This is a genomic window from Pseudomonas sp. GW822-FHT07A10, assembly GCF_058798795.1.
Genome location: NZ_JBXAKV010000001.1, coordinates 703,798 through 730,048, shown reverse-complemented (window position 1 = coordinate 730,048; position 26,251 = coordinate 703,798). Strand labels below are relative to the sequence as shown.

Sequence of the window (26,251 nt, the reverse complement as noted above, 5' to 3'; positions counted from 1 at the left end):
AACGAGGCAGATAGATGTCGGCAGCAAAAAGCGTCAACGGGTACCTGATCAATCAGGCGAAAGACGGCCAGTGGTGGATAGACAGCGTCGGCGGCGAGAATATTGCCGGGCCGTTCCCTACAGAAGCGTTGGCGATTGAAGTGGCATCGGTGTTGCAGGATCAACCCGCAGCACCCAAGCGGCGCGGCAAGGACAAGCCTTGAGCTGAACCTGGCGCGACCGCAGCCCTGTCTTTGCACAGGGCTTTTTTGTGAATGCCTGCAACGAAGTGGCCAATCGCTATAACCTTTCGTTGCAGCCGCTGTCATAGCGTTTAGCCCCCATCACTGACGACGACCACGACATGAAAAGATTCTTGCCACTGATTGCGGTACTGGCCCTGAGTGGCTGCGCCACGTCCGAAACGACTTACCTGAAAAATGGCGAGCAAGGCCTGACCATCGACTGCTCTGGAGAAGCCAACGCCTGGGCCAGTTGCTACGAAAAAGCCGATGCCTCTTGCGCCGGCACCGGCTATCGGATTGTCGGTACCGACGGTACACCTTCGACCAAGGAAAGCGACAAAACCCTGGGCGTCGACGTCGGCAATTACAAGAACCGCAGTGTGGTGGTGGTCTGCAAGTAGGGCACCGATTGCCCTACATATGGATTTCGGCGAACTTGATCCCGAGCCCGCGTACGGTCTCGATCAAATCGTCAAGGCGGCTGAAGGACTCGACTTCATCGTTGTCATCCACCAGGAAAAAACTGCGCCCGGCGCTTTTCTTGAAAAATACGATCCACTCCCCCGGATTCGCCGGGTTCTGAATCACATGGGTGGCAGAGATATGACCCTCTGCGTGGCGCTCCCGCACCTGCTCTCGTTTCATGCTCGACTCCAGAAATGACAATGCCGTCAAAGTGCGACTTTGACGGCATCGATGCTGACCGAGGGTAGTCTATCAGCCAGAAATGCACGCGGTGGCGGCATTGCGCACATCCCATGGGCGCAACGGTACATTGGAGATGCGCTCATGCAGTTTGATGCTGCTGCCACCGGAGCGGTCTTCAATGTCAAACACCGCTGCCGGCCCCGAGGAGAACTTCTGCGGCACAATCACCCGCATGCCATCCTTTTGCGGCTCGACTTGCAGGGCCCCACGGCTACTGGCCAACTTCTCGACCAGGCACTGGGCGTACTCATGGGGCTTCTTGCCTGAAATCACGTTCATGGTAGGCAACGATGCAGTGATGTCCGAGACCGTCGCACATCCACCCACTGCCAATGCAAACGGTACGACCAGAACACCCCATTTCATATGAAACCTCCGATAAAGACCCTCCGACAGCACAAATGCTGTTTTTCTCCAAGGCTCCCTGCTTTTATCGCTCATAGAATTCCAAATAACTGTTTTTAATTGTCAAAGCGGACCCCGACAGCCAGATAATAACCTGTTCGGGCTGATAAACTGCGCCAATCGCCCATGCTATCGTTTTGATTTTGTAGAAAAAGCCCTTCTGGAGGCGCCTCATGAAATTTATCCACCAGCGCGAGCACCTCAACGAAGACGACATCGTCGTCATTCAGTGCTCCCAAATGTGCAACATCCGTTTGATGAACGACGCCAACTTCCGCAGTTTCAAGAACGGCGGCCGTCACACGTATCACGGTGGCGCATTCGACACCTTCCCGGCCCGGATCACCGCGCCGAGCACCGGTTTCTGGAACATCACCATCGACACGGTCAACCGCCGGCCGATCAGCGTGACCCGCAAACCGACCCTGACGCACTCGATCAAGATCATCCGCCGCTCCAGCTCGAAGCTGAGCTGAACCCACACCAGAACAGACAGGTATGACCGTGGCCCAGACGACCAAATACGTCATCAAATACAAACTCAACGGCGAGCGTCGCTTCGAATTCGCCCAGCTTGAAAACGGCACCGCAGAAGAAGCCAAGGCTGCGCTGGACAAGCTGCATGGCCAGAGCGAAGACGTCATCAGCGAGATCAGCGTCAGCAAAGCGCTGTAACGCGATCTGGAGCGACAACATGGACGTCTGCTCCCCTCGCGAATTCGACCGCAAGCGCCGGAGTGCCCGCTCTCGCAACGCTCACTAAACTGGCCGCCTCGACCTTTTGGTCAAGGAGTCAGAACCCTTGTTTACCGATCCGATTCACCACGATGCCCTCGACTGGGGCGCGCTTACGCAGCAACTCGACCAGGATGGCTGCGCGATCATCAAATCGCTTTTAAGCCATAAGACCTGCGATGAAATAAGCGCCCTGTACGACTGCCCCGAACCCTTTCGCTCGAAAGTGGTGATGGCGCGCCACGGTTTTGGCCGTGGCGAGTACAAATACTTCAGATATCCGCTACCGGATCCGGTGGCCCGGTTGCGCAGCGCGCTCTACCCTCGACTGGTTCCCATCGCCAATCGCTGGTACGAATGCATGGATTTGCCGACCCGTTTCCCCGAATCCCATGAAGCGTTTCTGCAACGCTGCCATGCCGCCGGTCAGGAACGCCCGACACCTTTATTGCTGCAATACGGCGCGCAGGACTACAACTGCTTGCATCAGGATCTGTACGGCGAACACGTATTTCCGCTGCAAGTGGCGATTCTGCTGTCAGAACCGGAAGAGGACTTTACCGGTGGCGAATTTGTGCTGACCGAACAACGCCCACGGATGCAATCGCGCCCGCAAGTCATCGGACTGAAGAAAGGTGACGCGTTGATTTTTGCCGTGAATCAGCGCCCGGTTAAAGGCGTTCGCGGCTATTACCGAGTGACCCTGCGTCATGGGGTGAGTCGCCTGCACAGTGGAAAACGGCATACCCTTGGAATCATCTTTCACGATGCGCTATGAGCCCATGAACCCGATCACCTTCGATCTGTTTGCCGACGCCGAACCCGAGCAGCAGCCCAGGCGCGAGCAAATCGGCGAACAATCCTACGTCCTCAGGGGCTTTGCCCTGCCCTGGCTCGACCGGTTACTACCGGCGCTGGAGGCGGTTCTGACAGCGGCGCCGTTTCGGCAGATGGTCACACCCGGTGGCTTTACCATGTCGGTGGCCTTGAGCAGTTGCGGCACCTGGGGCTGGACCACCGACCGCAACGGCTACCAATACACCCGCAACGATCCGCAAACCGGCGCGCCCTGGCCTGAAATGCCCGAGGTGTTTTTCGAACTGGCCCAGGCGGCGGCGCGAGAGGCCGGGTTTATGGCGTTCGTACCGGATTCCTGCCTGATCAACCGCTATGTTCCTGGGGCCAGGATGTCGTTGCATCAGGACAAAAACGAAAACGCCTACACCGCCCCCATCGTGTCGGTGTCTTTGGGGTTACCGGCGACGTTCCTGTTCGGCGGCTTCGAACGCAGCGCCAAAAGCCAGCGGGTGCCACTGTTTCACGGTGATATCGTGGTTTGGGGCGGCGTGGACCGTTTGCGTTACCACGGCGTATTGCCGATCAAGGAAGGCCAGCATCCGCGGCTGGGCGAACAGCGGATCAATTTCACTTTTCGTACTGCGCGATGATGCAGTCGAATTCGACCGCAAGACCCGGAGTGTGGCGTCGGTGCCGGCTGGTTAATCTGCATGAAACGGGTCAACGGACATGAAGCCATGACAACTCAATCGCCAACAATCGCCACCGAAAACGATCCTCGCTGGGCCGCCGTGGTCGCGCGCGATCCACGTGCCGACGGGCAGTTTGTGTATGCGGTGAAAACCACCGGTATCTACTGCCGCCCCAGCAGCCTGGCACGCCTGCCGAAACCGCAGAACGTCGAATTCTTCGACACGGCCGAGCAAGCTCAGGCGGCGGGTTATCGCCCCAGCAAACGGGCCGCGAAAGATCACAGCGACGTCGCCGCCCAACATGCCGCGACCGTGGCCGCCGCGTGCCGTCAAATCGAATCCGCCGAAACGTTACCGGCGTTGAATGAGCTGGCGGAGGCAGCCGGTTTGAGCAGTTTCCACTTCCATCGTGTATTCAAAGCCATCACTGGCCTGACGCCCAAGGGCTACGCCACCGCCCATCGTTCACGCAAGGTTCGCGAGCGCCTGACCGATGGCGGCACGGTTACCGATGCGCTGTATGACGCCGGATTCAATTCCAACAGCCGTTTCTATGAGGCAGCGGATCAATTGCTCGGCATGACACCCGGCGACTATCGCGCGGCCGGGCAGAACAACGACATTCGCTTTGCCGTCGGCCAGTGCTCTCTGGGAGCGATTCTGGTGGCACAAAGTGAGCGCGGAGTCTGCGCGATTCTGCTGGGCGACGACCCGCATCAACTGGTCTGCGACCTGCAGGACAAGTTTCGTCGCGCCAACCTGATTGGCGCCGATCATGAGTTCGAGCAGTTGATCGCCAAGGTCGTCGGCTTTATCGAAGCCCCGGCCCTCGGCCTGGACTTGCCGCTGGATGTACGCGGCACAGCGTTTCAAGAGCGGGTATGGCAAGCCCTGCGGGAGATTCCCGCCGGTAGCACCGCCAGTTACGCCGATATCGCTAAGCGCATCGGCGCGCCAAAAGCCATGCGCGCCGTGGCCCAGGCCTGTGGCGCGAATAGTTTGGCGGTGGCGATCCCTTGCCATCGCGTGGTGCGCAGCGACGGCAACCTGTCGGGCTATCGCTGGGGCGTGGAACGCAAGCGTCAGTTGCTGGAGCGCGAAAACGCGTCCGGGTCCTGAATGCCGATATAGACCGCCACGGACTCCGGCCCGGTGTAGACCTCGAAGTCCGTGGCGAACTTGCGGTGAACCTGCGGGTTGTCCTCGAAGTAGGCCCAGATAAAGCCCCAGGCCTGAATCACACTATCGGGCATCGCCCCTTTGGCGCTGAACACCAGGTAATCGCCGCCCTCAACCTGAATCTGCGCAAAGCCCTCGGAGGGTGCGGCGACCGCCACTCCCGCGGTCACATCGAAGTGGCCTGACGCGTCGGACTCGTAGTTGGAATACACGCCGTACATAAAGGAATCCGGTTGTTTGTGGGCGATATTGTCGAAAATATCCTCGACGAAAAACCGCTCCCACATAGGGCCGATACGTGCGGTATCCGGCTGCTGCTCTGCGGCATTGCGGGTTCGCACCTGCAAACCCGAGACGCTGAAGGGCTGCACTTCGCGCAGTTTTACATCCATTGGTCGATATTCCTTGTCGCTACAGTTTGTCTGTTTGATTGATTGATGCTGAAACGATCAACGATTGACGTCGACCACCACCCGGCCGCGCAACTGCCCGGCAAGCAAGCGTGGCGCGGCGTCGATGGCTTCGCTCAAGCCGATTTCGTGGCTGATCAGCGGCAGCAAGGCGAAATCCAGGTCCTTGGCCAGGCGATTCCAGGCCAGTATCCGCCGGGCTTTGGGTTGGGTCACGCTGTTGATCCCGGCCAGGGTCACGCCGCGCAATATGAACGGTGCGACGGACGCCGGGAAGTCCATGCCCTGGGCCAGGCCGCAGGCGGCGACGGTGCCGTTAGCCTTGGTGCTCGCGCAAGCATTGGCCAGTGTGTGGCTGCCGACCGAGTCGATCACCGCCGCCCACCGCTCCTTGGCCAACGGTTTGCCCGGCTCCGACAATGTGGCGCGATCAATGATTTCACTGGCGCCCAAGTGCTTGAGGTAGTCGTGTTCGGAGGTGCGGCCAGTGGAGGCCACCACGCGGTAGCCGAGCTTGCTCAGCAGCGCGATGGCGAAACTGCCTACACCGCCGTTGGCGCCCGTCACCAATACCTCGCCCTGCTCGGGAGTCACGCCGTTGTGCTCCAGCGCCAGGATACTCAGCATCGCCGTGTAGCCGGCCGTGCCGATGGCCATCGCTTGTGCGGCGGTGAACGCCTTGGGCAGCGGGATCAGCCAGTCGCCATTCAGGCGAGCCTTCTGTGCCAATCCGCCCCAATGCCCTTCACCCACGCCCCAGCCGTTGAGCAGGACTTGATCACCGACCTTGTAGTCCGGATGACTGCTGACTTCGACAGTGCCTGCCAAGTCGATCCCCGGCACCATCGGGAATTTGCGCACCACCGGGCTGCTGCCGGTGATCGCCAGGCCATCCTTGAAGTTCAGCGTGCTGTACGCCACACGCACCGTCACATCGCCTTCAGGCAATTGATCGTCAGCGATCTCTTGCAGCGTGGCCCGGTAACCGCTGTCGTCTTTGTCGATCAAAATGCCTTTGAACATCACTGCCTCCAGGTGGAATCGCTCAGTTGTCGTGCTGTTGAAATAACACAGGGAACCCCATCACCGTACCCGACTTTAAGCCAATCCCCATCGTCTGGCGCCTTGCGGATCATCCTGTACGCATTAAAAACTCGACTGGCCCTGCGCCAGGCATTACTGATACAAACTGGCTTCTACCGTCCCTGCCCTGTTTCGACGTTGGAGAACACTGCACATGAACCAATGGCCAGACACCCGCATTCTTGACCTGCTCGGGATCGAGCTGCCGATCATCCAGGGCCCTTTGGCCGGCGCGACGACTTCGGCCATGGTGATTGCTGCGTGCAACGCTGGTGGCCTGGGTTCGATGCCTGCCGCGATGCTGAGCATCGAGCAGTTGCGCGAAGAACTGAAGACGATTCGCCAACACACCCAGCGCCCGTTCAACGTCAATTTCTTCTGCCATCAACCTCCGCCGCCGGATGAGCAGCGCGCCCGGGAATGGAAGAATCTGCTGGAACCGTACTACCGGGAATTGGGCGTCGACTTCGACGCACCGACGCCGGTGTCCAATCGCGCGCCGTTCGATAACGCGGCCTGCGAAGTGATCGAAGAGTTTCGCCCCGCAGTGGTGAGTTTTCACTTCGGCCTGCCGGAAAAGTCGCTGCTGGATCGGGTAAAAGCCACCGGAGCGAAAGTTCTCTCCTCAGCGACTACGGTCGAAGAAGCCATCTGGCTGGAGCAGCATGGCTGCGATGCGATCATTGCGATGGGTTACGAGGCTGGTGGTCACCGGGGCATGTTCCTCAGTGATGATTTGAGCAGCCAGGTGGGTACTTTCGCGCTGGTGCCGCAGGTCGTTGATGCGGTGAAAGTGCCGGTCATTGCGGCGGGCGGGATTAGCGATGCGCGTGGCGTCGCAGCGGCTTTTATGTTGGGCGCATCGGCGGTTCAGGTAGGTACGGCTTATTTGTTCACGCCAGAGGCCAAGGTCAGCGCGTCCCACCACAAGGCGTTGCGCACGGCCAAGGAAAGCGAGACAGCGGTCACCAACATTTTCACCGGGCGCCCGGCGCGCGGGATTCTCAATCGGGTGATGCGTGAACTCGGGCCGATGAGCGCCAAGGCACCGGCCTTCCCCTTGGCGGGCGGTGCGCTGATGCCATTGCGGGCCAAAGGGGAAGCGGATTTCAGCAACCTTTGGGCCGGGCAGGCGTTCACCCTGGGCGTTGAACTGACTTCGGCAGAGCTGACCCGGCGATTGGCGGATGAAGGATTGGCCAAATTGATTCACCGTTAGGACGGGGGCCCGTAGCAGCTGGCGCAGCCTGCGTTCGGCTGCGCAGCAGTCGTGAAACCAGACATCGCGGTCTTTCAGATCAATCGTGGAAGCTGAATTTACGACTGCTGCGCAGCCGAACGCAGGCTGCGCCAGCTGCTACAGGGCGCGCGTGAATTCCGACGTGCACATCCCATTCGTTCCGTTTACAGGCATTTCGCTATATATTCTGATATATAGCGTTTCACTCGCCTACCTCGGAGCCGTTTCATGACCATGCGTGCCTCACGTTTTGCCCCTGTGTGCCTGTTCAGCGTGTTCGCTTTCGGGTCCGCCCACGCGGATGAAGTCCAGGTCGCCGTTGCCGCCAACTTCACCGCGCCGATCCAGGCCATCGCTGCCGATTTCGAGAAAGACACCGGGCACAAACTGGTCACCTCCTTTGGTGCAACCGGCCAGTTCTATACCCAGATCAAGAACGGCGCGCCGTTCGAAGTGTTGCTCTCGGCGGATGACACCACTCCACAGAAACTCGAGACCGAAGGCGACACCGTCAAGGGTTCGCGCTTCACCTACGCCATCGGCACGCTGGCGCTGTGGTCGGCCAAGGAAGGTTATGTCGACGCCAAGGGCAAGGTTCTGAGCGACAACCAGTATCAGCATCTTTCCATCGCCAACCCGAAAGCCGCCCCATATGGCCTGGCTGCCACTCAGGTGCTGGCCAAGCAAGGCCTGACCGACAAGGTCAAAGACAAGATCGTTGAAGGCCAGAACATCACCCAGGCTTACCAATTCGTGTCCACCGGCAACGCCGAACTCGGTTTTGTGGCCTTGTCGCAGATCTACAAAGACGGCAAAGTGACCAGCGGTTCGGCCTGGATCGTTCCGGCCAACCTGCATGATCCGATCAAACAAGACGCGGTGATCCTCAACAAGGGCAAGGACAACCCGGCCGCCCAGGCATTGGTTGACTACCTCAAGGGGCCGAAAGCCGCCGCCGTCATCAAGTCCTATGGTTACCAACTCTAAATGACACTATCGAGTGCCGATTACTCCGCGATCTGGCTGACCCTGAAACTGGCGTCCCTGACCACGGCCATCCTGCTGATCATTGGCACTCCGATTGCGTTATGGCTGTCGCGTACCCAATCCTGGTTGCGCGGCCCGGTCGGGGCGATCGTCGCCCTGCCCCTGGTGCTGCCACCCACGGTGATTGGCTTTTATTTACTGTTGGCGCTCGGCCCGAACGGGTGGATCGGCCACTTCACCCAATCGCTGGGGCTCGGTACCCTGACCTTCAGTTTTGCGGGGTTGGTGATCGGCTCGGTGCTGTACTCGATGCCGTTCGTGGTCCAGCCGCTGCAAAATGCCTTTTCCGCCATCGGCACTCGCCCACTGGAAGTGGCCGCCACCTTGCGCGCCAACCCCTGGGACACGTTCTTCAGCGTGATTGTGCCGCTGGCCCGTCCCGGTTTCATCACCGCGGCCATTCTCGGTTTCGCCCACACCGTCGGCGAGTTCGGCGTGGTGCTGATGATCGGCGGCAACATTCCCGACAAAACCCGCGTGGTCTCGGTGCAGATCTACGATCACGTCGAAGCCATGGAATACGCCCAGGCCCATTGGCTGGCCGGGGCAATGCTGGTGTTCTCCTTTGCAGTGTTGCTGGCGCTCTACTCCAGCCGTAAAACCAAAGCGGCCTGGAGCTGACCCATGATTCAAACGCGCTTGAAACTGAGCTATTCGGGATTTGCCCTGGATATCGACCTGCAATTGCCCGGCCGTGGAGTGACTGCGCTCTATGGTCATTCCGGTTCGGGCAAAACCACCTGCCTGCGTTGCATCGCCGGCCTGGAACAGGCTGAGCAGGGTTTTATCCAGGTCAACGATGAAGTCTGGCAGGACAGCGACAAGCGGATTTTCGTCCCGCCGCATAAACGCGCCCTGGGTTATGTTTTCCAGGAAGCCAGCCTGTTTCCCCATCTGTCGGTGCAGGCCAATCTTGAATTTGGCCTCAAGCGCATCCCTCGCCAACAGCGGCGGGTCGACATGGCGCATGCCACGGAGTTACTGGGGATTGGCCATTTACTCAACCGCAATCCGCAGAATCTTTCCGGCGGCGAGCGCCAGCGTATCGGCATCGCCCGTGCCCTGCTCACCAGCCCCAAACTGCTGCTGATGGACGAGCCACTGGCGGCGCTCGATACCCAGCGTAAAAACGAAATCCTGCCTTACCTGCAACGGTTGCACGATGAGCTGGACATCCCGGTGCTGTACGTCAGCCATTCCCAGGATGAAGTCGCGCGGCTTGCCGATCACCTCGTCCTGCTCAGCAACGGCAAGGCTTTGGCCAGCGGCGCCATCGGCGAAACCTTGGCCCGGCTCGATCTGCCGCTGGCGCTGGGCGATGACGCCGGCGTGGTGATCGAAGGGCACGTCAGCGCCTACGACGCCGACTACCAGCTGCTGACCTTGCAACTGCCCGACACCGACCTGAACATTCGGGTCGCCCACGCGCCGATGACCAAGGGCCAGACATTGCGCTGCAAGGTTCAGGCGCGGGATGTCAGCCTGAGCCTGCAAGGCGTCGAACAGAGCAGCATCCTCAATCGCCTGCCGGTCACGGTGATCAGTGAAGTCGGCGCCGACAACGCTGCTCACGTACTGATCCGCCTGAATGCCGCCGGCACACCGCTGCTGGCGCGAATCACCCGCTACTCCCGGGATCAACTGGGCGTGCACCCCGGCCAGCAACTCTGGGCGCAGATCAAAGCGGTGGCGGTGCTGGCCTGAACCCGTCGCCGAGACGTATTCAAGGGGGCGCTGAACCGACGAACGACCCACCAGTTTTTTGCATGATCGCAACGGGCTTCTATGCTTGATCTGAACACGAATAGCTTCGGTGACGCCATGGAAGACATTTTCGTTGTGAAACGCTGCAACAAGATCATCGTTCATGGCCGCCGGGCCGGAGAAGTCGGCCATCCACCGCCCGACGCCGCCGTCTGGTATCGCATCATCGATACCCGCACTCGCGGCTTTATCGGTGACGGTTACGATCTTGAAGAGGACGCCAGGCGCGAATGTCGCAGGCTTAACGAGGCCAGTTCGCCGGTGTCGCACGGGTTGGCCTGAAGCCGGCCACTTTCATTTTCCGGGTCTATACTTGAAGGAGCTGAAGGACCAGCGACCCATCGGCAGAAAGCTCGCTCCCCCGCGGGCTTTTTGTTGCCCTTTAGCCGATATCCTTGAACGGAGGTGATTGTCATGTCCGAGAAAGAGTCTATCGCCACCCTGCTCACCCTGCTTGACTCCCGTCAGGCCCGCCTTGCTGCTGCGTGCAAGGAAATCGCCGACTGGGTCGATCATCAAGGGGGGCATCCGACAGCGCTCAGGATTCGTGACCGCTTGAACGACATCGAGAAGGACACGCCGCAGATTCGCAGCGCGTTGTCTGCACTCAAACATGTCGAGCCGCCACTGCCTCGGTTCAAATCAGGCGACCGCGTTATTTGAGCCAGGGACAGAGTCCAATTCAGCACACCTGAGCGGTGACCTCTTCGTCACCGTGGTTATGCCTGCCTGCCAGACTCGCGCTACATCCCAACCCGGCCCAGTTTGCCGGGCTTTTTTTATTCGTGCCTTCGGCCATTTCACACCGTCTTCACAACCGAACTCCTACAGTTCACCTGCTCCTTTGAAAACATCCCCTGGCCCGCCCGCATGCGGGCCATTTTTTTGCCTGCCGTAACGCGAACGAACGCCCTCACCCGCCAGGTGTCGAACGCTTACACATCACGAAGGAGAATGTCCCATGGTCACTCACTTCAAAGTCGGCGGGCACCTGGCCTGCGGGCACAAAGGCAGCAACCTGACTTCCAGCAGCATATTGAACCGGGTGAAATGCAGAAGCTGCCGCAACACCGATGCGTACAAGGAAGCGCGCAAAGCCGAACGCAACGCCGCACGTCGGGCCGCACGCAAAGCCAAAGCCACCCATGCCGCCAATGACTGGCGCGCATCCTGGGTACAACGGCTGATCGAGATGCCCGGACTGCAACGGCTACCGCGTGGCTTTACTGGCCAGCCATTTGTATAGCTGACACGTTAGGCGTGAGGATTTCCTCTAGAAAATCGATAAACACATTGATCCGGCTAGAGCCCCGGTGATTGGGCAAGTACAGCGCATTGATGCAACTGCTTGCACTGCCGGGGTTGACTTCGTAATGCTCCAACAACCGTGTCAGCCGGCCTGCGGCGACATCGTCGCGTACCAGCCAGTCGGCCAGCAGGGTCACCCCGCCGCCGGCGATTGCCGCTTCGCGCAGGATGTCGGCGTTGTTGCTTTGCAGGCGGCCATGCACATTGAGCTGGATGGTTTCCTTGTCGCCCTGGAACGTCCAGCACTGGTGCGAACCAGCGTAATCAAAGCGCAGACATTGGTGCTCGAGCAAGTCGCGAGGATGACACGGCGCCGTGTGGCGGCTCAGGTAATCCGGGCTGGCCACCACCCAGCGCTGGAAGGCCCCTACCCGTTTACTGACGATGTCTTCACTGACCACCGACGATCCCAGACGCACTGACACATCGATCTGTTCGCTCAGCAGGTCGCTGACCTGATCGCTCAACGACACGCTTATTTCCAGTCCCGGATGGCGCTCGAGCAATCGACCCAGATGCGGCGCGATGATCCGCCGACCAAACTCGACGGGCACGCTGATCCGCAGGCGTCCTTGCGCCTCGCTGCCACGGTCGGCAACCACGGCATCGGCTTCGTCGATGGCGTCAAGAATCGCCACAGCCTTTTCGAAATAGGTTTGCCCGGCGACGGTCACGCTGGTGTTGCGTGTCGTGCGGTTGAGCAGGCTGGCGCCGAGCTCGTTTTCCAGCCCCGCCACCTGGCGAGTGACCGAAGACGTCGAGATGCCAAGCTTGCGCGCCGCAGAGGAATAACCGCCGCAACGCACGGTTTCAACAAACATCTTCAGTGCCAGCAACTTGTCCATAAGTGGAATCCGGTCAAAAGGGAACGGTGGTGATTGTGCATCACCGTTCGCCAACCGTCTTGTATGACGGTGCTTCACCGGATTCCCCGGCGCCTGGCGCTCAGGCATTGGCCTTGCGACCGAGGAACATCACCAAAGCCAGGGTCGGGAGCAATGCCACCGATGCGGCAGACAGGTTCCAGCCGAAGTGCTCGTAGAGTGGGCTCGCCACCAGCGATCCCAAGGCACCGCCAACGAAGATGCTGGTCATGTACACGGCGTTGAGTCGTGCCCGGCTGTGCGGGTCGATGGCGTACACCTCGCGCTGGCCCAGCACCATGTTCAGTTGCACGGCGAAATCCAGCAGCACCGCACACACCACCAGCCACAAGTAGCTGCTGCCGGGCAGCGCAGCGATCAACAATGAAGCCGGTGCCAGTAGCAGTGCGACCAATGTTCCGCGGTGGCCGTGACCGGCATCGGCCAAGCGCCCGGCAATCGGCGCAGCGACTGCACCTACTGCTCCAACCAGGGCAAAAATCGCCACCTGCGCCTGGCTGAAACCGTGGTGACGCATCAGCTCAATCGGCGCAAGCGTCCAGAACAGGCTGAAACTTGCGAACAACAATCCCTGATACAACGAACGTTGACGCAGCACCGGGTGGCGACGAGCCAGGGTAAACACCGAGCCGATCAGCGCGGCATAAGTCGCCTGATGCGTCGGCACACGGCGCGGCAGCGCAGCCGCGGTGATCAGGGCGATGACGGCCATCAGTGCCGCCGCGCTGTAAAACACCCCGCGCCAGCCGAACACTTCCACCAGCAGGCTGGACAGCGGACGCGACAACAGAATGCCCAGCAGCAGCCCGCTCATGATATTTCCCACCACACGACCGCGCGTGGCTTCGGGTGCCAGATGCGCCGCCAATGGCACCAGAATCTGCACCGCAACCGAAGTAAGGCCGATCAGCAATGAAAACACGAGGAACATCGACGGCGAGTGCGTCAGCCCGGCACACAACAGCGTAACGCTCGCTGCGAGGGTGAAACCCACGACCAGGCGCCGGTTTTCCATCAGGTCGGCCAGCGGCACCAGCAACAGCAGACCCAGCGCATAACCAAACTGTGTGAGTGAAACGATCAGGCTGGCATTGGCGCTGGACAGGCCGATCTGCGGCGCGATCAATTCGACAATCGGCTGGGCGTAATAGAGGTTGGCCACGACCGCGCCACAGCAAAATGCCAGGAACGCGACCATCAGGCCGGAGAGTGAAGCAGGCTGTTCGGCCTTGGCCGCTGCTGCGGGGTTACCCGTGAGCATGATGACACCTCGTTGAGTTCGGGAAAGTGATGCCAAGGCTAAGGGCACGGGTCGATGCAGAGAATCCATGCCACCGGCAATGCAGTGATGCGCCATTCGCAACGATCCCGGCGTTGCCGTTGGCGCAATGCGCTATTGCGCGAACTGGCAATACTCCGGCGCTTACGCCTTCTCTACCCTTGGGCACTTGGCGCAGGGCTCTCCATCAGCGCCCTTCCCCGGTTGCTCAAGGAGCTGTTCATGACCCCGAATCCATCATCAATGCCCTCCGCGCGTCCCTCGCGTTGCAAATCCTCATGAAGGGCAACTTCCTGAGATCCAGTCCCCTCTGGATCAGCGCGGCCGTCCTCGCTTCGATAGGCGCAATCAGCGCGGCGTTACTGATGTGGCGCCCGGCGATAGCACCGATTGAGCCCCGGCGAACGTTCGATGCCGCGCAATTGCTGCGCGGTGCGCGGGTGGTCGAAGCAGGCGATTGTGCGGTGTGCCATACGCGTCCGGGCGGTCAATACATGGCGGGCGGGCTGCCGCTGGTAACGCCGTTCGGTACGCTCTACAGCACCAACATCACACCCGATCCGCAGACCGGTATCGGCCAATGGTCACTGCCGGCGTTCGAGCGGGCGATGCATGAAGGGATCGCCCGCGATGGCCACTTCCTGTACCCCGCCTTCCCGTACGTGCACTACCGGCGCATGAGCGAAGGCGACATTGCCGACGCGTATGCGTACTTGATGAGCGGCCCTGCCGTGAACTCACCGGCCATGCAAAACCACATGAATTTCCCGATGAACCTCCGGCCACTGGTGTCGTTCTGGAATCTGCTGTTTCTGCATGCAAAGCCGCTGACACCTGTGGCGCAGCAATCCGAGGCGTGGAATCGCGGACGTTATCTGGTTGAAGGCCCCGGCCACTGTGCGGGCTGCCATTCACCGTTGAACCTGATCGGTGCCGAGCAGTCCGGCGCAAGCCTCGCGGGCGGTGAGGTGGATGGCTGGGAGGCGCCTTCGCTGCTCGGCATGGCCCGTCGCGCAAACCCGTGGAGCACTGAACAGTTGGTCCGCTATCTGCGGGCAGAAGTGGTGGATGGGCACGGCACAGCCGCAGGCCCGATGCGCCCGGTCAGCCTCAGTCTGGCTCGCTTGCCGGTCAGTGACGCCGAAGCGATTGCCGAGTATTTGCTGAGCCTGCAAACCAAGGCGGCAATCACCGAAATCCAACCCGGCGCCGGGAACGTTGAGACCTTGGACCAGACCAGCGGCGCCCTGCTGTTCGCCAGTGCCTGCGCCGGTTGTCATGCCCCTGCGGCGCCGATGCGCGAGATCGACGGGCGTCCGGCGCTTGATCGCACCTCGGCACTGCAAGCCCGAAGCGCACGCAACTTCCTGAAAACCGTGCTCGAAGGTGTGCCGGCAACTCCGGGCGTGCCCGGACCGGTCATGCCGCCGTTTGCCGCCAGCCTGGACAACATTCAACTCGCAGCCCTGGCGTCATACCTGCGCCAGCAAGCCAGGCCTGACCAACCCTGGACAGAGCTTTCTTCCACTATTGAAGCGATCCGTCAGGAGACGAAATGACCCAAGTCACGCTCAACGTCAACGGCTCGGCCCATGCATTGGAGCTGGAACCTGACATGCCGCTGCTCTATGCGCTGCGTAATCATCTGGGGCTGAACGGCGCCAAATACGGGTGTGGTTTGGGGCAGTGCGGAGCCTGTACGGTCATCGTCGATGACAAGCCGGTTTTTTCTTGCGTGACGCCCTGCGCGGGCCTTGAGGGCAAGAAGGTTCGAACGGTTGAAAGCCTCGGTTCTGCCGAACGTCCCGGCCCTTTGCAGAAAGCCTTTATCGACAAACAGGCGGCTCAATGCGGCTACTGCATCGCCGGCATGCTGATGCGCGCGCAGTCATTGCTGGAAAGCAATCCGCACCCGGACGAGCAGACCATTCGCGAGCACATGGCAGGCAACCTGTGTCGTTGCGGCACCCACCTGCGGATTATCGAGGCAATCAGCCTGGTGGCCGGGCAAAACGGGAGCGCGACATGACGATGGAGAAAAAAGTCGACCACAGTCGCCGGGCGTTCTTGCGTGGAGGCGCCTTGCTAGTGGCGTTTACCCTGGTGCCGGCGGCGCGTCGTGCATGGGCCGACACCGAAGTGGATACCCTCGGCACGGTGGTTCTGGCGCCTGATCTGCCCGGCAGCCTGCGCACCAATCCCTACCTCGATGCGTGGATCCGCGTGGGCCCTGAAGGCATCACCGTCTACACCGGCAAGGTCGAATTGGGCACTGGCGTTAAAACAGCCTTGCTGCAAATTGCCGCCGAACGTCTGGAGGTTTCGCCGACGGCGATCAACTTGCTGACTGCCGACACTGCCCTGACGCCCAACGAAGGCTACACCGCCGGCAGCCATAGCATTTTCGACAGCGGCACCGCGCTGTTCAACGCGGCGGCGCAGGTACGTGAGTTACTGCTGCAGTCGGCCGGGCGCAGCTGGGAGGTGGCACCGCCACTGTTGACGACGCAGGAGGGCGTCATTCACGGCCCTGCCGGACAACGAATGTCCTACGCTGACGCCGTCAAAAACGTCGACTTGCACCTCTATGCCAAGTCCGAATCGCCGGCAATGCCAGCGACGGGCTTCAAGCTGATCGGGCATTCGCTGCAACGGCTGGATATTCCGGCAAAAGTCAGCGGCGGCCCGGCATTTGTTCAGGACATTCGTCTGCCGGGCATGCTGCACGCTCGGGTCATTCGCCCTCCTCGTCCCGGTTGCACGCTGGAAGCCTTCGACGCGGAGTCGATCAAAACGTTGTCCGGGGTTGTGCAGGTGATTCGCGACGGCAATTACCTTGCCGTGGTGGCGCGTGATGAATGGCAAGCGATCAAGGCCATGCGCCGCGGATATGAATCGGCGCGCTGGAGCGGTGGACAAGCGATACCCGAGTCACGGGACATCCACACATTGCTCGAACGCCTGCCTTCACGCCGCTACCCGATCAGCCACGAGGGTACGCCACAGGAAGCGACCGACAACCGCTATCGAGCGCGCGTGACCAAGCAATACCTGATGCACGGATCCATCGGCCCGTCCTGCGCCGTGGCCTGGTTCAAGGACGGCACCCTCACCGTCTGGACCCACACCCAAGGCGTGTATCCGCTGCGCGCCGGGATCGCCGAAATGCTGCGGCTACCGCCCGACCGCGTTCGCTGTATCCACACCGAAGGGTCCGGTTGTTACGGCCACAACGGCGCAGACGATGCAGCGGCCGACGCCGCGCTGATTGCCATGCGAATACCGGGCACGCCGGTGCGGGTGCAGTGGATGCGCGAGCAGGAAAATCTCTGGGAACCCTACAGCTCGGCGATGGTGACTGAAGTGCAGGCCAATCTTGATGCGCAAGGTCGATTGCAGGACTGGCACTATGAACTGTGGACCACGCCGCATAACGAACGCATCGTCAACGCGGGCCGGTTGCTGCCGGCGCGACTGCTGGCCCGACCGTTCATCTCTGCGCCTTCGGTGCCCATCGCTCAACCTGAAGGCGACGGCGATCGCAATGCCGTGCCGCTGTACACGCTGGCATCCACGCGCATCAACATGAACTTCGTCACTGAGATGCCGTTTCGCACCTCTGCCATGCGCTCGCTGGGCGCGCACATCAACATCTTCGCAATCGAGGCGTGCATCGATGAGCTTGCCGCCAGGGCCGGGAGCGATCCGGTGGCCTTGCGCCTTGCGCATCTGGCGGATCCCCGGGCGCGGGCCGTGGTGGAGCGCGTGCGCGACGCCATCGGCTGGTCGCAAAAAAGCAGCGAGCCCGGCGCGGGCATCGGCTTCGCGTTTGCCCGCTACAAAAACATCATGGGCTATTGCGCGATCGCGGTGCGCTTGCGCGTACATCCGCAGACCGGCGAGGTGCAGGTCGATCACGTCGTCACGGCGGTAGACGTCGGGCAAATCGTCAATCCCGATGGCCTGCGCAACCAGGTGGAAGGCGGGATCGTGCAGTCCACCAGTTGGACGCTGTATGAAAAAGTCGCCTATGACGCCGGGGGTATACGCAGCTACGACTGGAGTGGCTACCCGATCCTGCGCTTTTCGCAGGTGCCGAAAAAGGTCGACGTTCACCTGCTCGACCAACCGGGACAGCCGTTTCTCGGCGCCGCCGAAATCGTCCAGGGACCGATGGCCGCCGCCCTCGGCAATGCCGTGGCAAACGCTACCGGCCGACGCTGGCTGAACCTTCCTTTGACCCGCTCAGAGCAACCGTCCTGACCCTGCGCAGCGTTGCGTTTCACGCAATGCAGCGTAGAGGCTGATGCGGATTATCAAGCGGCATGCAGCGGATTAACTTACGGCCATACGGTGCCTGGCCAAACGTCCATCGCCGCCCTGCTCCCTCTTTTCGAAACCTGGAGAAATTCTATGACGCAGCAACTGTTCCAACCCATCGCATTGGGGCCATACACACTCCCGCACCGAGTGGCGATGGCGCCGCTGACCCGCTCTCGTGCCGGGCAACCGGGCGATGTCCCGACGGCCATGAACGCCGAGTATTACCGTCAGCGTGCGAGCGCCGCATTGATCATCACCGAGGCGACGCAAATCTCCCGACAGGGCCAGGGCTATGCCTGGACCCCGGGAATCTACAGCGATGAGCAGGTACAGGCCTGGCGCGAAGTCAGCAGCCAGGTGCACGAGGCCGGCGGTTTGATCTTCATGCAACTCTGGCACGTGGGCCGCGTGTCGCACCCAAGCTTTCAGCCCGACAACGCCCTCCCGGTGGCCCCAAGCGCATTACCCGTGCCGGGCAAGACGTTCATCGTCGACGCGGATGGCAACGGTGTGTGGGGCGATGTGCCGGTTCCGCGGGCACTGGAAACCTCGGAGATCGCTGACATCATCAACGACTACCGCCGGGCTGCGCGCAATGCGCTGAACGCCGGGATGGATGGCGTGGAAATTCACGCCGGCAATGGTTACCTGTTGGATCAGTTCATCAACAGCAACAGTAACCAGCGCGAGGATAGCTACGGCGGCAGCCTGGAAAACCGTGCACGGCTGTTATTGGAAGTGGTTGCTGCGGTTGTCGACGAAGTCGGCGCAGAGCGCGTGGGCGTACGCCTCACGCCAATGGGACGCTTCATGGGCATGGGTGATGAGACGCCGCAAGCGACGTTTGGCCATATCGTGCGTTCGTTGAACCAGTGGAATCTGGCCTATCTGCACCTCGTCGAGCCTGCCGTCGTCGGCACCGTCAAGGACGAGAACTTCGATCCGCGCTGGGATGCAATCATCAGCCAACTGCGTGCAGCGTGGGACGGCGTGCTGATGATCGCCGGTGGCTACGACCCCGAGACGGCGGAACAGGCCTTGATCGACGGTCGCGCGGACATCATCGCGTTCGGCAGGCCGTTTCTGGCCAACCCTGATCTGCCACGACGAATTCGCGACGGATTGTCGCTCAATGCGCCGGATCCGAGCACCTTCTTTGGTGGCGATCAGCGTGGATACGTGGATTACCCGGCTCACTCCTGACAGCTGAATCCAGACCATCAATGCACCTTGGCGCGCCCGTGGGCGCCCTGTCCGACGGGCAGGAGCGCCGCGCCAAGGAACTGATGCTGCGTGCAATCAGCCGCAGCGTTTGCATCAGCGAACGGGCTGAACAATGCGCTCTAGCACAACCTCCAGTGGATGGCGCAATTGCGTGTTGGCAAAGCGCTTCACCTGACTGCGGCAGGAGTATCCCGTCGCCAGCGCCTCACCCTTTTTGTCCAGTTTACCGGCCCATGACTGCTCGAAAATGGTCCGCGAGGTGTCCTGGTTTCGGGCTTCATGACCGTAGGTTCCGGACATGCCGCAGCAGCCGGTCGCCTCAGTCGTCAGCTTGAGCCCGAGCCGGGCAAAAACGGTTTCCCATTGCGAAGTGCTGGCCGGGACATTGGTTTTCTCGGTGCAGTGCGCCAACAAACGGAATGTATCAGTCGCTGGATGCGGATTTTCCGGCAACGCATCGCAGAGCCATTCCTGGGGTAGCAGGACCTTTGGGCAATCGTTGAGCCCCGGTACTTTCTGATATTCCTGGCGGTAGACCAGGGTCATCGCCGGGTCCAGCCCCACCAGCGGCACTCCACAGTCGGCGAGCGCCTTGAGCTGATGGGCGTTGCGGATCGCCGCCTTGGCGAAGGCACCGAGGAAACCCTGCACATGCAAAGGCTTGCCGTTGGCGCTATAGGGCGCCAGAAACACCCGATAACCCAGCTGATGCGCCAACTGGATGAAGCTCGCCAGCAACGGGGTTTCGAAGTACCGGGTGAAGGCGTCCTGCACCAGCACCACGCTGCGCTCACGTTGCGCGACAGTGAGCTCGCGCAAGGCTGGCACACTGGCGACAGCGACCTTGCAGCGGGTCAACGTGGCCTGCAGGTTATGGCGATTGATCAACGGACTGTCGAGCATACCGACCTGTCGCTCAAGCAAACGGCTCACCCATTTCGAGCTCATCACCGCGTTGTACAAACCTGGCGCGTAGGCCATGTAAGGCAGGGTGAACTCCAGCGAGCCGATCAAATAGTCGCGCAGCGGGCGTTGATAACGACCGTGGTACAGCTCCAGAAATCGCGAACGGAATTCCGGCACATTGACCTTGACCGGGCATTGTCCCGCACAGGATTTACAGGCCAGACACCCCGCCATCGCGTCGTAGACCTCATGGGAGAAATCCGCCTCGCCGCGCGAGCGCGCCAGGTTATTGCGCAACCGCGTTGGCAACCCGCTCAGCCACGACAATTTGCCTCGGGCCGCTTGCAGTACATCGATATTGGCCGCGCCTTGCAGACGCAACCACTCGCGAATCAATGAAGCCCTGCCCTTTGGCGAATGCTGGCGTTCACGGGTGGCTTTCCACGACGGGCACATCGCATCGTTGGGATCGTAGTTGTAGCAGGCGCCATTACCGTTGCAGTGCACGGCGGAGCCGAAGCTTTGCCAGACGCGCTCGTCGATTTGCCGGTCCAGGTCACCACGCAGCGTGACTTCGTTGACCTTGAGCAAGCCTTGGGCGGCGTCCGGCGGAGTGCAGATTTTGCCGGGATTGAGCTGATTGTGCGGGTCGAACGCCCCCTTGAGCGATTGCAGCGCCGGGTACAGCTCGCCAAAAAACTCGGGGACATATTCCGAACGCAAACCTTTGCCGTGCTCACCCCACAGCAGCCCCCCATAACGCCGGGTCAGCTCGGCCACGGCATCGGAAATCGGCTTGACCAGAGCGGCCTGGGCCGGATCTTTCATATCCAGCGCCGGACGTACATGCAACACACCGGCATCGACGTGACCGAACATGCCATAGGCCAGGCCATGGCTATCCAGCAAGGCGCGGAACTCAGCGATGTAGTCAGCCAGTTTCTCCGGCGGCACGGCGGTGTCTTCGACGAAAGGCTGCGGGCGAACCTCGCCGTCGACGTTACCCAGCAGCCCGACCGAGCGTTTGCGCATGGTGTATACGCGGGTCACGGCTTCGGCCCCTTCGGCCAGGGTGTGGCCCAGTCGCTCAATCGTCGTGTCGGCCTGCAGATGCTCCACGAACGACGCCACGCGAGCATTTACGTCCGCCAGGTCTTCCCCGCTGAACTCCACCAGGTTGATGCCCAGCGTCGCGCGCCCGGCGTCCGTCGGGAAGTACTCGGCAACGCTGTGCCAGACGATGTCTTTCATCGCCAGCATCAACACTTTGGAGTCCACGGTTTCGATGGACAACGGTTTGTGCGCCAGTAACGCATTAGCGTCGCGCAACGCATCCATGAAGCTGCTGTAGCGCACGTTCACCAACACCGAATACTTGGGAATCGGCAGCACGTTGAGCTTGGCTTCGACGATGTAGCCCAACGAACCTTCCGCACCGCACAGCACACTGTTGAGGTTGAAACGCCCGTGCTCGTCGCGCAGGTGCGCCAGGTCGTAACCGGTCAGGCAGCGGTTGAGTTTCGGGAATACCGACTCGATCAGGTCGGCCTGGGTTTCCTGAATGTGCCGCGCCGTCCGGTACACCTCGCCGATGCGGCCGGATTGCGTGCATGCCACTTCCAGCTCCGCGTCGGACAGAGGCCGGCTGTGCAGGCGCTCGCCACCGAGCAGCACACTGTGCAGTTCCAGCACGTGATCGCGGGTCTTGCCATAGGTGCAACTCCCCTGGCCGCTGGCGTCGGTGTTGATCATGCCGCCGACGGTGGCGCGGTTGGACGTCGACAGCTCCGGGGCGAAGAACAGCCCATGGGGTTTGAGCGCGGCATTCAGCTGGTCCTTGACCACGCCCGCCTGCACCCGCACCCAACGCTCGGCGACGTTGATTTCCAGGATAGTGTTCATGTGCCGCGACAAGTCGACCACGATACCATCGGTCAATGACTGGCCGTTGGTGCCGGTGCCGCCGCCTCGCGGGGTCAGCTTGATCTGGCGAAAGCGTGGTTCGGCCATCAAGGTCGCGATGCATGCGATGTCGTCCGCGTCCATGGGGAACACCGCCGCTTGCGGCAGGCGCTGGTAAATCGAGTTGTCGGTCGCCAGCACGGTGCGGGTGGCGTAGTCGGCGCTGAGCTGGCCACGAAAGCCGCTGGCGCGCAGGGCCTGAAGAAATTCCGGGTAATCTGCCGCGAGTGCAACGGTGGGCAACTGAGCGATCATCGCAGGCTGTTCTCTTGTCGGTCTAATCATGGGAAAAAATCAAAACACTTGTCGCCTGAGCATTAATGGGTCAGCCTCAGGTCGTCGGCTACGCCAATGATCCTGTAGGCTCTGGCGCCGGACAAACGGATAATCCTGCCGCTATCGATGACTTTTACGAATGAATTACCGTCACCTCACGCCCTCGATGTCGTTGCTGCTGGCCTTTGAGGCCGCCGCCCGCCATGAAAGCTACACCCGCGCCGCGATGGAACTGTCACTGACCCAAAGCGCCGTGAGCCGGCAAGTCCAGGCGCTGGAACAGCAACTGGGCCTGACGCTGTTTCGCCGTGAAGGCCGGCAAGTGCAGTTGACCGATGTCGGTCGTCTCTACCAGCGGGAAATGAGCGAAGCGCTCGGACGCATCCGCAGCGCCACGCTGCAAGCCATGGCTTATCAATCCGGCAGCGGCACCTTGCGCCTGGCCACCTTGCCGACCTTCGGCTCGAAGTGGTTATTGCCGCGCCTACATGACTTCTACAAAACCCATCCCGGCATGCTGGTGCACATCAATTCCCGGATCGACGCCATCGACTTCGAAACCAGCGGTATCGATGCCGCGATCGTCGTCGGCAATGCCGATGTGCCGGGCCTGATCAGCCATCGCCTGCACACCGAAGAACTGATGGTGATCATTTCTCCAGAAGTGGCCGAGCTCCATGACGCCTGGACGCCGGAGCGCATTGGCGCACAGACACTGCTCAACGTCGCAAACAACGCCAACGTCTGGGGCGAGTGGTTCAGCCACCACGGCCTTCCCCACCGAATGATGCGGCTGGGGCCGAGTTTCGAACTCACCTCGCACTTGATCCAGGCCGTCAGGGCCGGCATCGGCATCGGTTTGGTGCCACGTATTCTAGTGGCCGACGAGTTGGCCAACGCAGAGCTGATCAGCCTCGACCAGCCGTTCGCCAGCCAGCGCAGCTACTACCTGACCTACCCGCCGCGCAACGAAATGCTGCCATCGCTTATCGCGTTCCGTACCTGGTTGCTGGAACAGATCTGAACGAGCGCAAAGAACAGGCTGTCCACTTTGTTCTTCTATGATGTCCATCAGTTGCGCGCGCGACTGCAGGATTTTTGATGCGTTGGTGGCAAGGGAATTGAGGAATCCATGACTGACCGCGAACAACTCCATCGAGATGGCTTTGCGCTGCTCCGTCGAGCGATCCCGGCCGAGTGGCTGGGTGACCTTCGTGCCGTGTTCGATGCGGGCGTGAAGCCGGCGGACCAATGGCCAGTGCCGCGTGGCATGGATTGGCGCCATTCGCTGCTGGATTCTGATTCGAAGATTCAGGCGGTGTGTCGTCTGCCGGAGCTGCTGACGGTGGTTGGTGAGCTGATCGGAGAGCGGTTTTTCCTCTCGCAGGTGGAGGGTCGCGAGCCCCTTGCAGGTGGCGGTCATCAGCAGCTGCACCGCGACTTGTCGGCCCAACGGCCAGGCGACATTGTGAACGCCATCGCTTACTTCGACGATTATGGCCCCGAGAACGGCGCAACACGTATCGTCCCCGGCAGCCATCGCCCTGACCAGGAAGCGCCGCCATTCGACTTCAATGACGAGTCCCGGTCCGTGCAGCTTTCAGGCTCCGCGGGTGACATCCTGGTGTTTGATGCCGATTTAGTGCATGCGGGCAGTCTGAACTCGATCGGCGCACGCCGACGCTCCATCCTGATCAGCTATTTTTCGGAGCCTTTATACGCGTCACACTTGGAAACGGTGGGCCTGCGAAGTATTCGGATGGATACGACCGATCGGTTCGACCCTTCGGATTTTGCCTGCTCAAGCCATCAAGAATAGCGGACCGGAAACCAACAAGGAGTGCCTGCTATCAATGGCAGCACCCACCACACCCGTCCAACTGACAATCGGACGGGTGTGGTGGCCTTGATGGATTCTCCAGGGGGGATCCACCCCTACAGCTGGGACTTTTTTTGTGCCCGCCACTTTCCTGGGGTCATATTGAATTTCTTGGAGAACATTCGGGTGAAATGGGATTGATCAGCAAACCCGCACTCCAAGCCCACTTGAGTAATAGAAAAATCAGTTTGCTCAAGGAATTCTTTCGCTCGGGTTAATCTTGCAAGCTGAAGCCAATCACGTGGGGAGTGGCCCGTAGCATTCTTGAAAGCTCGGGAAAAATGACTTCGTGACAAGGAACACTCCTTGGCTACGGCCGAAACCTGAATGCCGCAATCAAGGTTTTCCATCATGACTTCTTTTGCTTTTCGCTCCTGCCAATAACTCAGCCTGCCCGGCCCGTTACTGGTCGCTATGAATCGCAGATAGGCGGGAGCCATCGTCATGATCTGCTCAGCGCCCAGCCCGGCGGCACTGATTGCGATGGATCCCCGTTTGTCGCCTCCCTGGCTGGACTTGAAGACTTCTACAACGTCCACGTCGTTCATTGTGACCTCTCAATGTTGGAGACGAGGTCTATTGTGGCCAGCATCATTTTGGCGAAAGCGCTTGATCGGGCCGTCCATGCGCCCGTTTGGGCCAGATCGTTAGCGGGGTTTGCGTAGCCCGCTTGGGGTTAGGCCCAGGTGGCGCTTGAACAGTCGAGCAAGGTATGAGGGGGAGTCCAGGCCTACCGCGAGGCTGACTTCGAGGATCGATAGTGAAGTGCATGAAACAAGCCGGGCGGCCGTTTCCACTCGGGTGCGGTTGGTGAAATCCAGCAGGGTTTCGCCCGTAATGTCTTTGAAGATACGAGTAAGGTGTCGCCGGGACAGGTGAAACTCATGCCCAATCGACTCAATATCCAAATCTGTTTCCAGATTCTCCTGAATGTAGCGCTGTATGTCGCGAACCAGCGTCGCCTGCTGCTGTTCACTCGGCTGCGGCTGAGTCTGCTGACAAGCGATAACCCGCGCGCACTCCTCGAAGAGCAGATGATTGAGATGGGGTAATTGGCGCTGAAAGGCCTCCGCGGATGCACTGCATTGCAGTTGGTCGTACAGGCGCAAGATACTTTCCAGAGCTTCGGTTCCTTGCCAGATCCCCGATCGATTTACCTGTTTGGCGAAACCGCTGTAACCGTTCATCTGTCCTTGATGTTTGATGTAAGAGGGATCGACATACAAGGTCATATGTTTCTCCCGCCCCGGAGCCGCTTGGGTTGCGTGTGCAAAGTCTGCCGGCACAAAGGAAAACAACCGGGGCGAAACGTGAGAAGTCTGGCTGCTTTCGGTCGACAGGAATAGCCCTCCCTGGCGTGGTAACAGCAGCATATGACAGTCGTGGGCGTGCCAATCCACGGCGTAGCCACTGGTGTCGCTAGTCTCCAAGTGAAACACTTCGGGCGACTGACCACTGAGCTTGGACGACATATAGGCCATAAAGCAGACCCCTTAATACTAATGCACCGCTGCAATAGCCTCGTCGGGGCGGTTCTGAGCGGCGGATAGGGACTATAGGAACGATAGGGTCATTATCATACATACCTTCCCAACGCGGCACGACCAGACCAAAGCGCTCCTCCCCCTTGATATTCACTGCTGTCTTGGCCATATCCAATTGGTATTGCGCTGGCTTTACCGTGCGGTCATTGGGTGAGCATGGCGTACAGAACGGAGGCTGATATAAAAACTAAGGTCCTGCATGATAAATCTCACGCAAGCAATTGATATATATAGAAAAATAGGCGAATTGAAGGAGGTACAAAAACGCCACATCACCCTATAAGAATCAATAACTTAGCGTTGAATATTCCTACAATAGTTCACCCTTTCCCTGGCGTTCTGCCGACCGAAACAATCAAACCTCCCTGCAATACCAAGACT

At 60.3% G+C, this 26,251-nt stretch carries 29 protein-coding genes; 20 read left to right on the top strand and 9 right to left on the bottom strand.

Features of this window, described 5'->3' with window-relative positions:
- Positions 1 to 14 precede the first annotated feature (14 nt).
- Together AC1RL4_RS03100 and AC1RL4_RS03095 are read left to right on the top strand one after the other, a co-directional pair.
- A complete protein-coding gene (locus AC1RL4_RS03100; RefSeq protein WP_007935646.1) occupies positions 15 to 203 on the top strand; it encodes a hypothetical protein in 189 nt (62 codons plus the stop codon).
- Between the two features lie 140 nt (positions 204 to 343).
- The gene (locus tag AC1RL4_RS03095) at positions 344 to 625 is read left to right on the top strand and encodes a hypothetical protein (protein WP_018929069.1); all 282 of its coding nucleotides are present in this window, start codon (positions 344 to 346) and stop codon (positions 623 to 625) included.
- Positions 626 to 638: 13 nt separating this feature from the next.
- Here the strand turns inward: AC1RL4_RS03095 and AC1RL4_RS03090 are convergent, their stop codons facing one another.
- Complete coding sequence (locus AC1RL4_RS03090; RefSeq protein ID WP_007935641.1) at positions 639 to 869, bottom strand: hypothetical protein; 231 nt, start codon at positions 867 to 869, stop codon at positions 639 to 641.
- A gap of 72 nt (positions 870 to 941) precedes the next feature.
- Complete coding sequence (locus AC1RL4_RS03085) at positions 942 to 1,298, bottom strand: hypothetical protein (RefSeq protein ID WP_019578790.1); 357 nt, start codon at positions 1,296 to 1,298, stop codon at positions 942 to 944.
- A gap of 212 nt (positions 1,299 to 1,510) precedes the next feature.
- Between AC1RL4_RS03085 and AC1RL4_RS03080 the strand changes: the two genes are divergently transcribed.
- The 5 genes from AC1RL4_RS03080 (at position 1,511) to ada (ending at position 4,681) form a co-directional block, all read left to right on the top strand.
- Complete coding sequence (locus AC1RL4_RS03080; protein WP_007900033.1) at positions 1,511 to 1,813, top strand: DUF1883 domain-containing protein; 303 nt, start codon at positions 1,511 to 1,513, stop codon at positions 1,811 to 1,813.
- Positions 1,814 to 1,841: 28 nt separating this feature from the next.
- The gene (locus AC1RL4_RS03075) at positions 1,842 to 2,012 is read left to right on the top strand and encodes a hypothetical protein (protein ID WP_086945763.1); all 171 of its coding nucleotides are present in this window, start codon (positions 1,842 to 1,844) and stop codon (positions 2,010 to 2,012) included.
- Positions 2,013 to 2,139: 127 nt separating this feature from the next.
- Positions 2,140 to 2,850, top strand: a complete 711-nt coding sequence (locus tag AC1RL4_RS03070; RefSeq protein WP_019578789.1) for a 2OG-Fe(II) oxygenase — start codon at positions 2,140 to 2,142, stop codon at positions 2,848 to 2,850.
- The gene (alkB, locus tag AC1RL4_RS03065; RefSeq protein WP_204125353.1) at positions 2,840 to 3,520 is read left to right on the top strand and encodes a DNA oxidative demethylase AlkB; all 681 of its coding nucleotides are present in this window, start codon (positions 2,840 to 2,842) and stop codon (positions 3,518 to 3,520) included. The genes AC1RL4_RS03070 and alkB overlap by 11 nt, the downstream gene beginning before the upstream one ends.
- A gap of 87 nt (positions 3,521 to 3,607) precedes the next feature.
- Positions 3,608 to 4,681 carry a bifunctional DNA-binding transcriptional regulator/O6-methylguanine-DNA methyltransferase Ada gene (gene ada, locus AC1RL4_RS03060; RefSeq protein ID WP_026331630.1) on the top strand — a complete coding sequence of 358 codons (1,074 nt, stop codon included), beginning with the start codon at positions 3,608 to 3,610 and terminating at the stop codon, positions 4,679 to 4,681.
- Here ada and AC1RL4_RS03055 read toward each other — a convergent pair.
- Together AC1RL4_RS03055 and acuI are read right to left on the bottom strand one after the other, a co-directional pair.
- Complete coding sequence (locus AC1RL4_RS03055) at positions 4,645 to 5,133, bottom strand: GyrI-like domain-containing protein (RefSeq protein ID WP_019578786.1); 489 nt, start codon at positions 5,131 to 5,133, stop codon at positions 4,645 to 4,647. The two genes, ada and AC1RL4_RS03055, sit on opposite strands and share 37 nt — an antisense overlap.
- Positions 5,134 to 5,190: 57 nt before the next feature.
- Positions 5,191 to 6,174, bottom strand: a complete 984-nt coding sequence (acuI, locus tag AC1RL4_RS03050) for an acrylyl-CoA reductase (NADPH) (protein ID WP_019578785.1) — start codon at positions 6,172 to 6,174, stop codon at positions 5,191 to 5,193.
- Between the two features lie 214 nt (positions 6,175 to 6,388).
- Between acuI and AC1RL4_RS03045 the strand changes: the two genes are divergently transcribed.
- The 7 genes from AC1RL4_RS03045 (at position 6,389) to AC1RL4_RS03015 (ending at position 11,531) form a co-directional block, all read left to right on the top strand.
- Entirely contained in the window at positions 6,389 to 7,453 is a 1,065-nt protein-coding gene (locus tag AC1RL4_RS03045; protein WP_204125355.1) for an NAD(P)H-dependent flavin oxidoreductase, read from the top strand.
- A 255-nt stretch (positions 7,454 to 7,708) separates the two neighbouring features.
- A complete protein-coding gene (gene modA, locus AC1RL4_RS03040) occupies positions 7,709 to 8,461 on the top strand; it encodes a molybdate ABC transporter substrate-binding protein (RefSeq protein ID WP_371929188.1) in 753 nt (250 codons plus the stop codon).
- The gene (gene modB / locus AC1RL4_RS03035; RefSeq protein WP_019578782.1) at positions 8,462 to 9,142 is read left to right on the top strand and encodes a molybdate ABC transporter permease subunit; all 681 of its coding nucleotides are present in this window, start codon (positions 8,462 to 8,464) and stop codon (positions 9,140 to 9,142) included. It abuts the gene before it with no gap.
- A gap of 3 nt (positions 9,143 to 9,145) precedes the next feature.
- Positions 9,146 to 10,225 (top strand): molybdenum ABC transporter ATP-binding protein, encoded by a 1,080-nt coding sequence (modC, locus tag AC1RL4_RS03030; RefSeq protein ID WP_230173557.1) that lies wholly within the window; start codon positions 9,146 to 9,148, stop codon positions 10,223 to 10,225.
- A gap of 81 nt (positions 10,226 to 10,306) precedes the next feature.
- Positions 10,307 to 10,567, top strand: a complete 261-nt coding sequence (locus tag AC1RL4_RS03025) for a hypothetical protein (protein ID WP_019578780.1) — start codon at positions 10,307 to 10,309, stop codon at positions 10,565 to 10,567.
- A 132-nt stretch (positions 10,568 to 10,699) separates the two neighbouring features.
- Entirely contained in the window at positions 10,700 to 10,948 is a 249-nt protein-coding gene (locus AC1RL4_RS03020; protein ID WP_018929055.1) for a hypothetical protein, read from the top strand.
- A gap of 298 nt (positions 10,949 to 11,246) precedes the next feature.
- Positions 11,247 to 11,531 (top strand): hypothetical protein, encoded by a 285-nt coding sequence (locus AC1RL4_RS03015; protein ID WP_019578779.1) that lies wholly within the window; start codon positions 11,247 to 11,249, stop codon positions 11,529 to 11,531.
- On the opposite strand, the gene AC1RL4_RS03010 is transcribed toward AC1RL4_RS03015, so the two are convergent.
- Positions 11,509 to 12,438 (bottom strand): LysR family transcriptional regulator, encoded by a 930-nt coding sequence (locus tag AC1RL4_RS03010; RefSeq protein WP_204125358.1) that lies wholly within the window; start codon positions 12,436 to 12,438, stop codon positions 11,509 to 11,511. The genes AC1RL4_RS03015 and AC1RL4_RS03010 overlap by 23 nt on opposite strands.
- Positions 12,439 to 12,538: 100 nt before the next feature.
- Positions 12,539 to 13,738, bottom strand: coding sequence for an MFS transporter (locus AC1RL4_RS03005; protein WP_019578778.1), 1,200 nt, complete (start codon positions 13,736 to 13,738; stop codon positions 12,539 to 12,541).
- Positions 13,739 to 14,121: 383 nt separating this feature from the next.
- Here AC1RL4_RS03005 and AC1RL4_RS03000 point away from each other — a divergent pair, with 383 nt between their 5' ends.
- From AC1RL4_RS03000 to AC1RL4_RS02985, 4 genes are all read left to right on the top strand, one after another.
- A complete protein-coding gene (locus AC1RL4_RS03000; protein WP_356687622.1) occupies positions 14,122 to 15,315 on the top strand; it encodes a c-type cytochrome in 1,194 nt (397 codons plus the stop codon).
- Positions 15,312 to 15,785, top strand: a complete 474-nt coding sequence (locus tag AC1RL4_RS02995) for a (2Fe-2S)-binding protein (protein ID WP_111453256.1) — start codon at positions 15,312 to 15,314, stop codon at positions 15,783 to 15,785. Before AC1RL4_RS03000 ends, AC1RL4_RS02995 begins: the two co-directional genes overlap by 4 nt.
- Positions 15,782 to 18,019: a xanthine dehydrogenase family protein molybdopterin-binding subunit gene (locus tag AC1RL4_RS02990; RefSeq protein ID WP_230173553.1), complete on the top strand. Its 2,238-nt coding sequence runs from the start codon at positions 15,782 to 15,784 to the stop codon at positions 18,017 to 18,019. Before AC1RL4_RS02995 ends, AC1RL4_RS02990 begins: the two co-directional genes overlap by 4 nt.
- Before the next feature lie 150 nt (positions 18,020 to 18,169).
- Positions 18,170 to 19,282: an alkene reductase gene (locus tag AC1RL4_RS02985; RefSeq protein WP_096480272.1), complete on the top strand. Its 1,113-nt coding sequence runs from the start codon at positions 18,170 to 18,172 to the stop codon at positions 19,280 to 19,282.
- A 114-nt stretch (positions 19,283 to 19,396) separates the two neighbouring features.
- Here the strand turns inward: AC1RL4_RS02985 and ydiJ are convergent, their stop codons facing one another.
- Positions 19,397 to 22,426: a D-2-hydroxyglutarate dehydrogenase YdiJ gene (gene ydiJ, locus AC1RL4_RS02980; RefSeq protein WP_230173529.1), complete on the bottom strand. Its 3,030-nt coding sequence runs from the start codon at positions 22,424 to 22,426 to the stop codon at positions 19,397 to 19,399.
- Between the two features lie 160 nt (positions 22,427 to 22,586).
- On the opposite strand from ydiJ, the gene AC1RL4_RS02975 reads away from it, so the two are divergent.
- Complete coding sequence (locus AC1RL4_RS02975) at positions 22,587 to 23,471, top strand: LysR substrate-binding domain-containing protein (protein ID WP_230173527.1); 885 nt, start codon at positions 22,587 to 22,589, stop codon at positions 23,469 to 23,471.
- 108 nt (positions 23,472 to 23,579) lie between these two features.
- The gene (locus AC1RL4_RS02970; RefSeq protein WP_230173525.1) at positions 23,580 to 24,266 is read left to right on the top strand and encodes a phytanoyl-CoA dioxygenase family protein; all 687 of its coding nucleotides are present in this window, start codon (positions 23,580 to 23,582) and stop codon (positions 24,264 to 24,266) included.
- 116 nt (positions 24,267 to 24,382) lie between these two features.
- Here AC1RL4_RS02970 and AC1RL4_RS02965 read toward each other — a convergent pair whose 3' ends face one another.
- Complete coding sequence (locus AC1RL4_RS02965) at positions 24,383 to 24,874, bottom strand: helix-turn-helix domain-containing protein (protein ID WP_019578770.1); 492 nt, start codon at positions 24,872 to 24,874, stop codon at positions 24,383 to 24,385.
- A 99-nt stretch (positions 24,875 to 24,973) separates the two neighbouring features.
- Positions 24,974 to 25,807: a helix-turn-helix domain-containing protein gene (locus tag AC1RL4_RS02960; RefSeq protein WP_019578769.1), complete on the bottom strand. Its 834-nt coding sequence runs from the start codon at positions 25,805 to 25,807 to the stop codon at positions 24,974 to 24,976.
- Between the last annotated feature and the right edge of the window lie 444 nt (positions 25,808 to 26,251).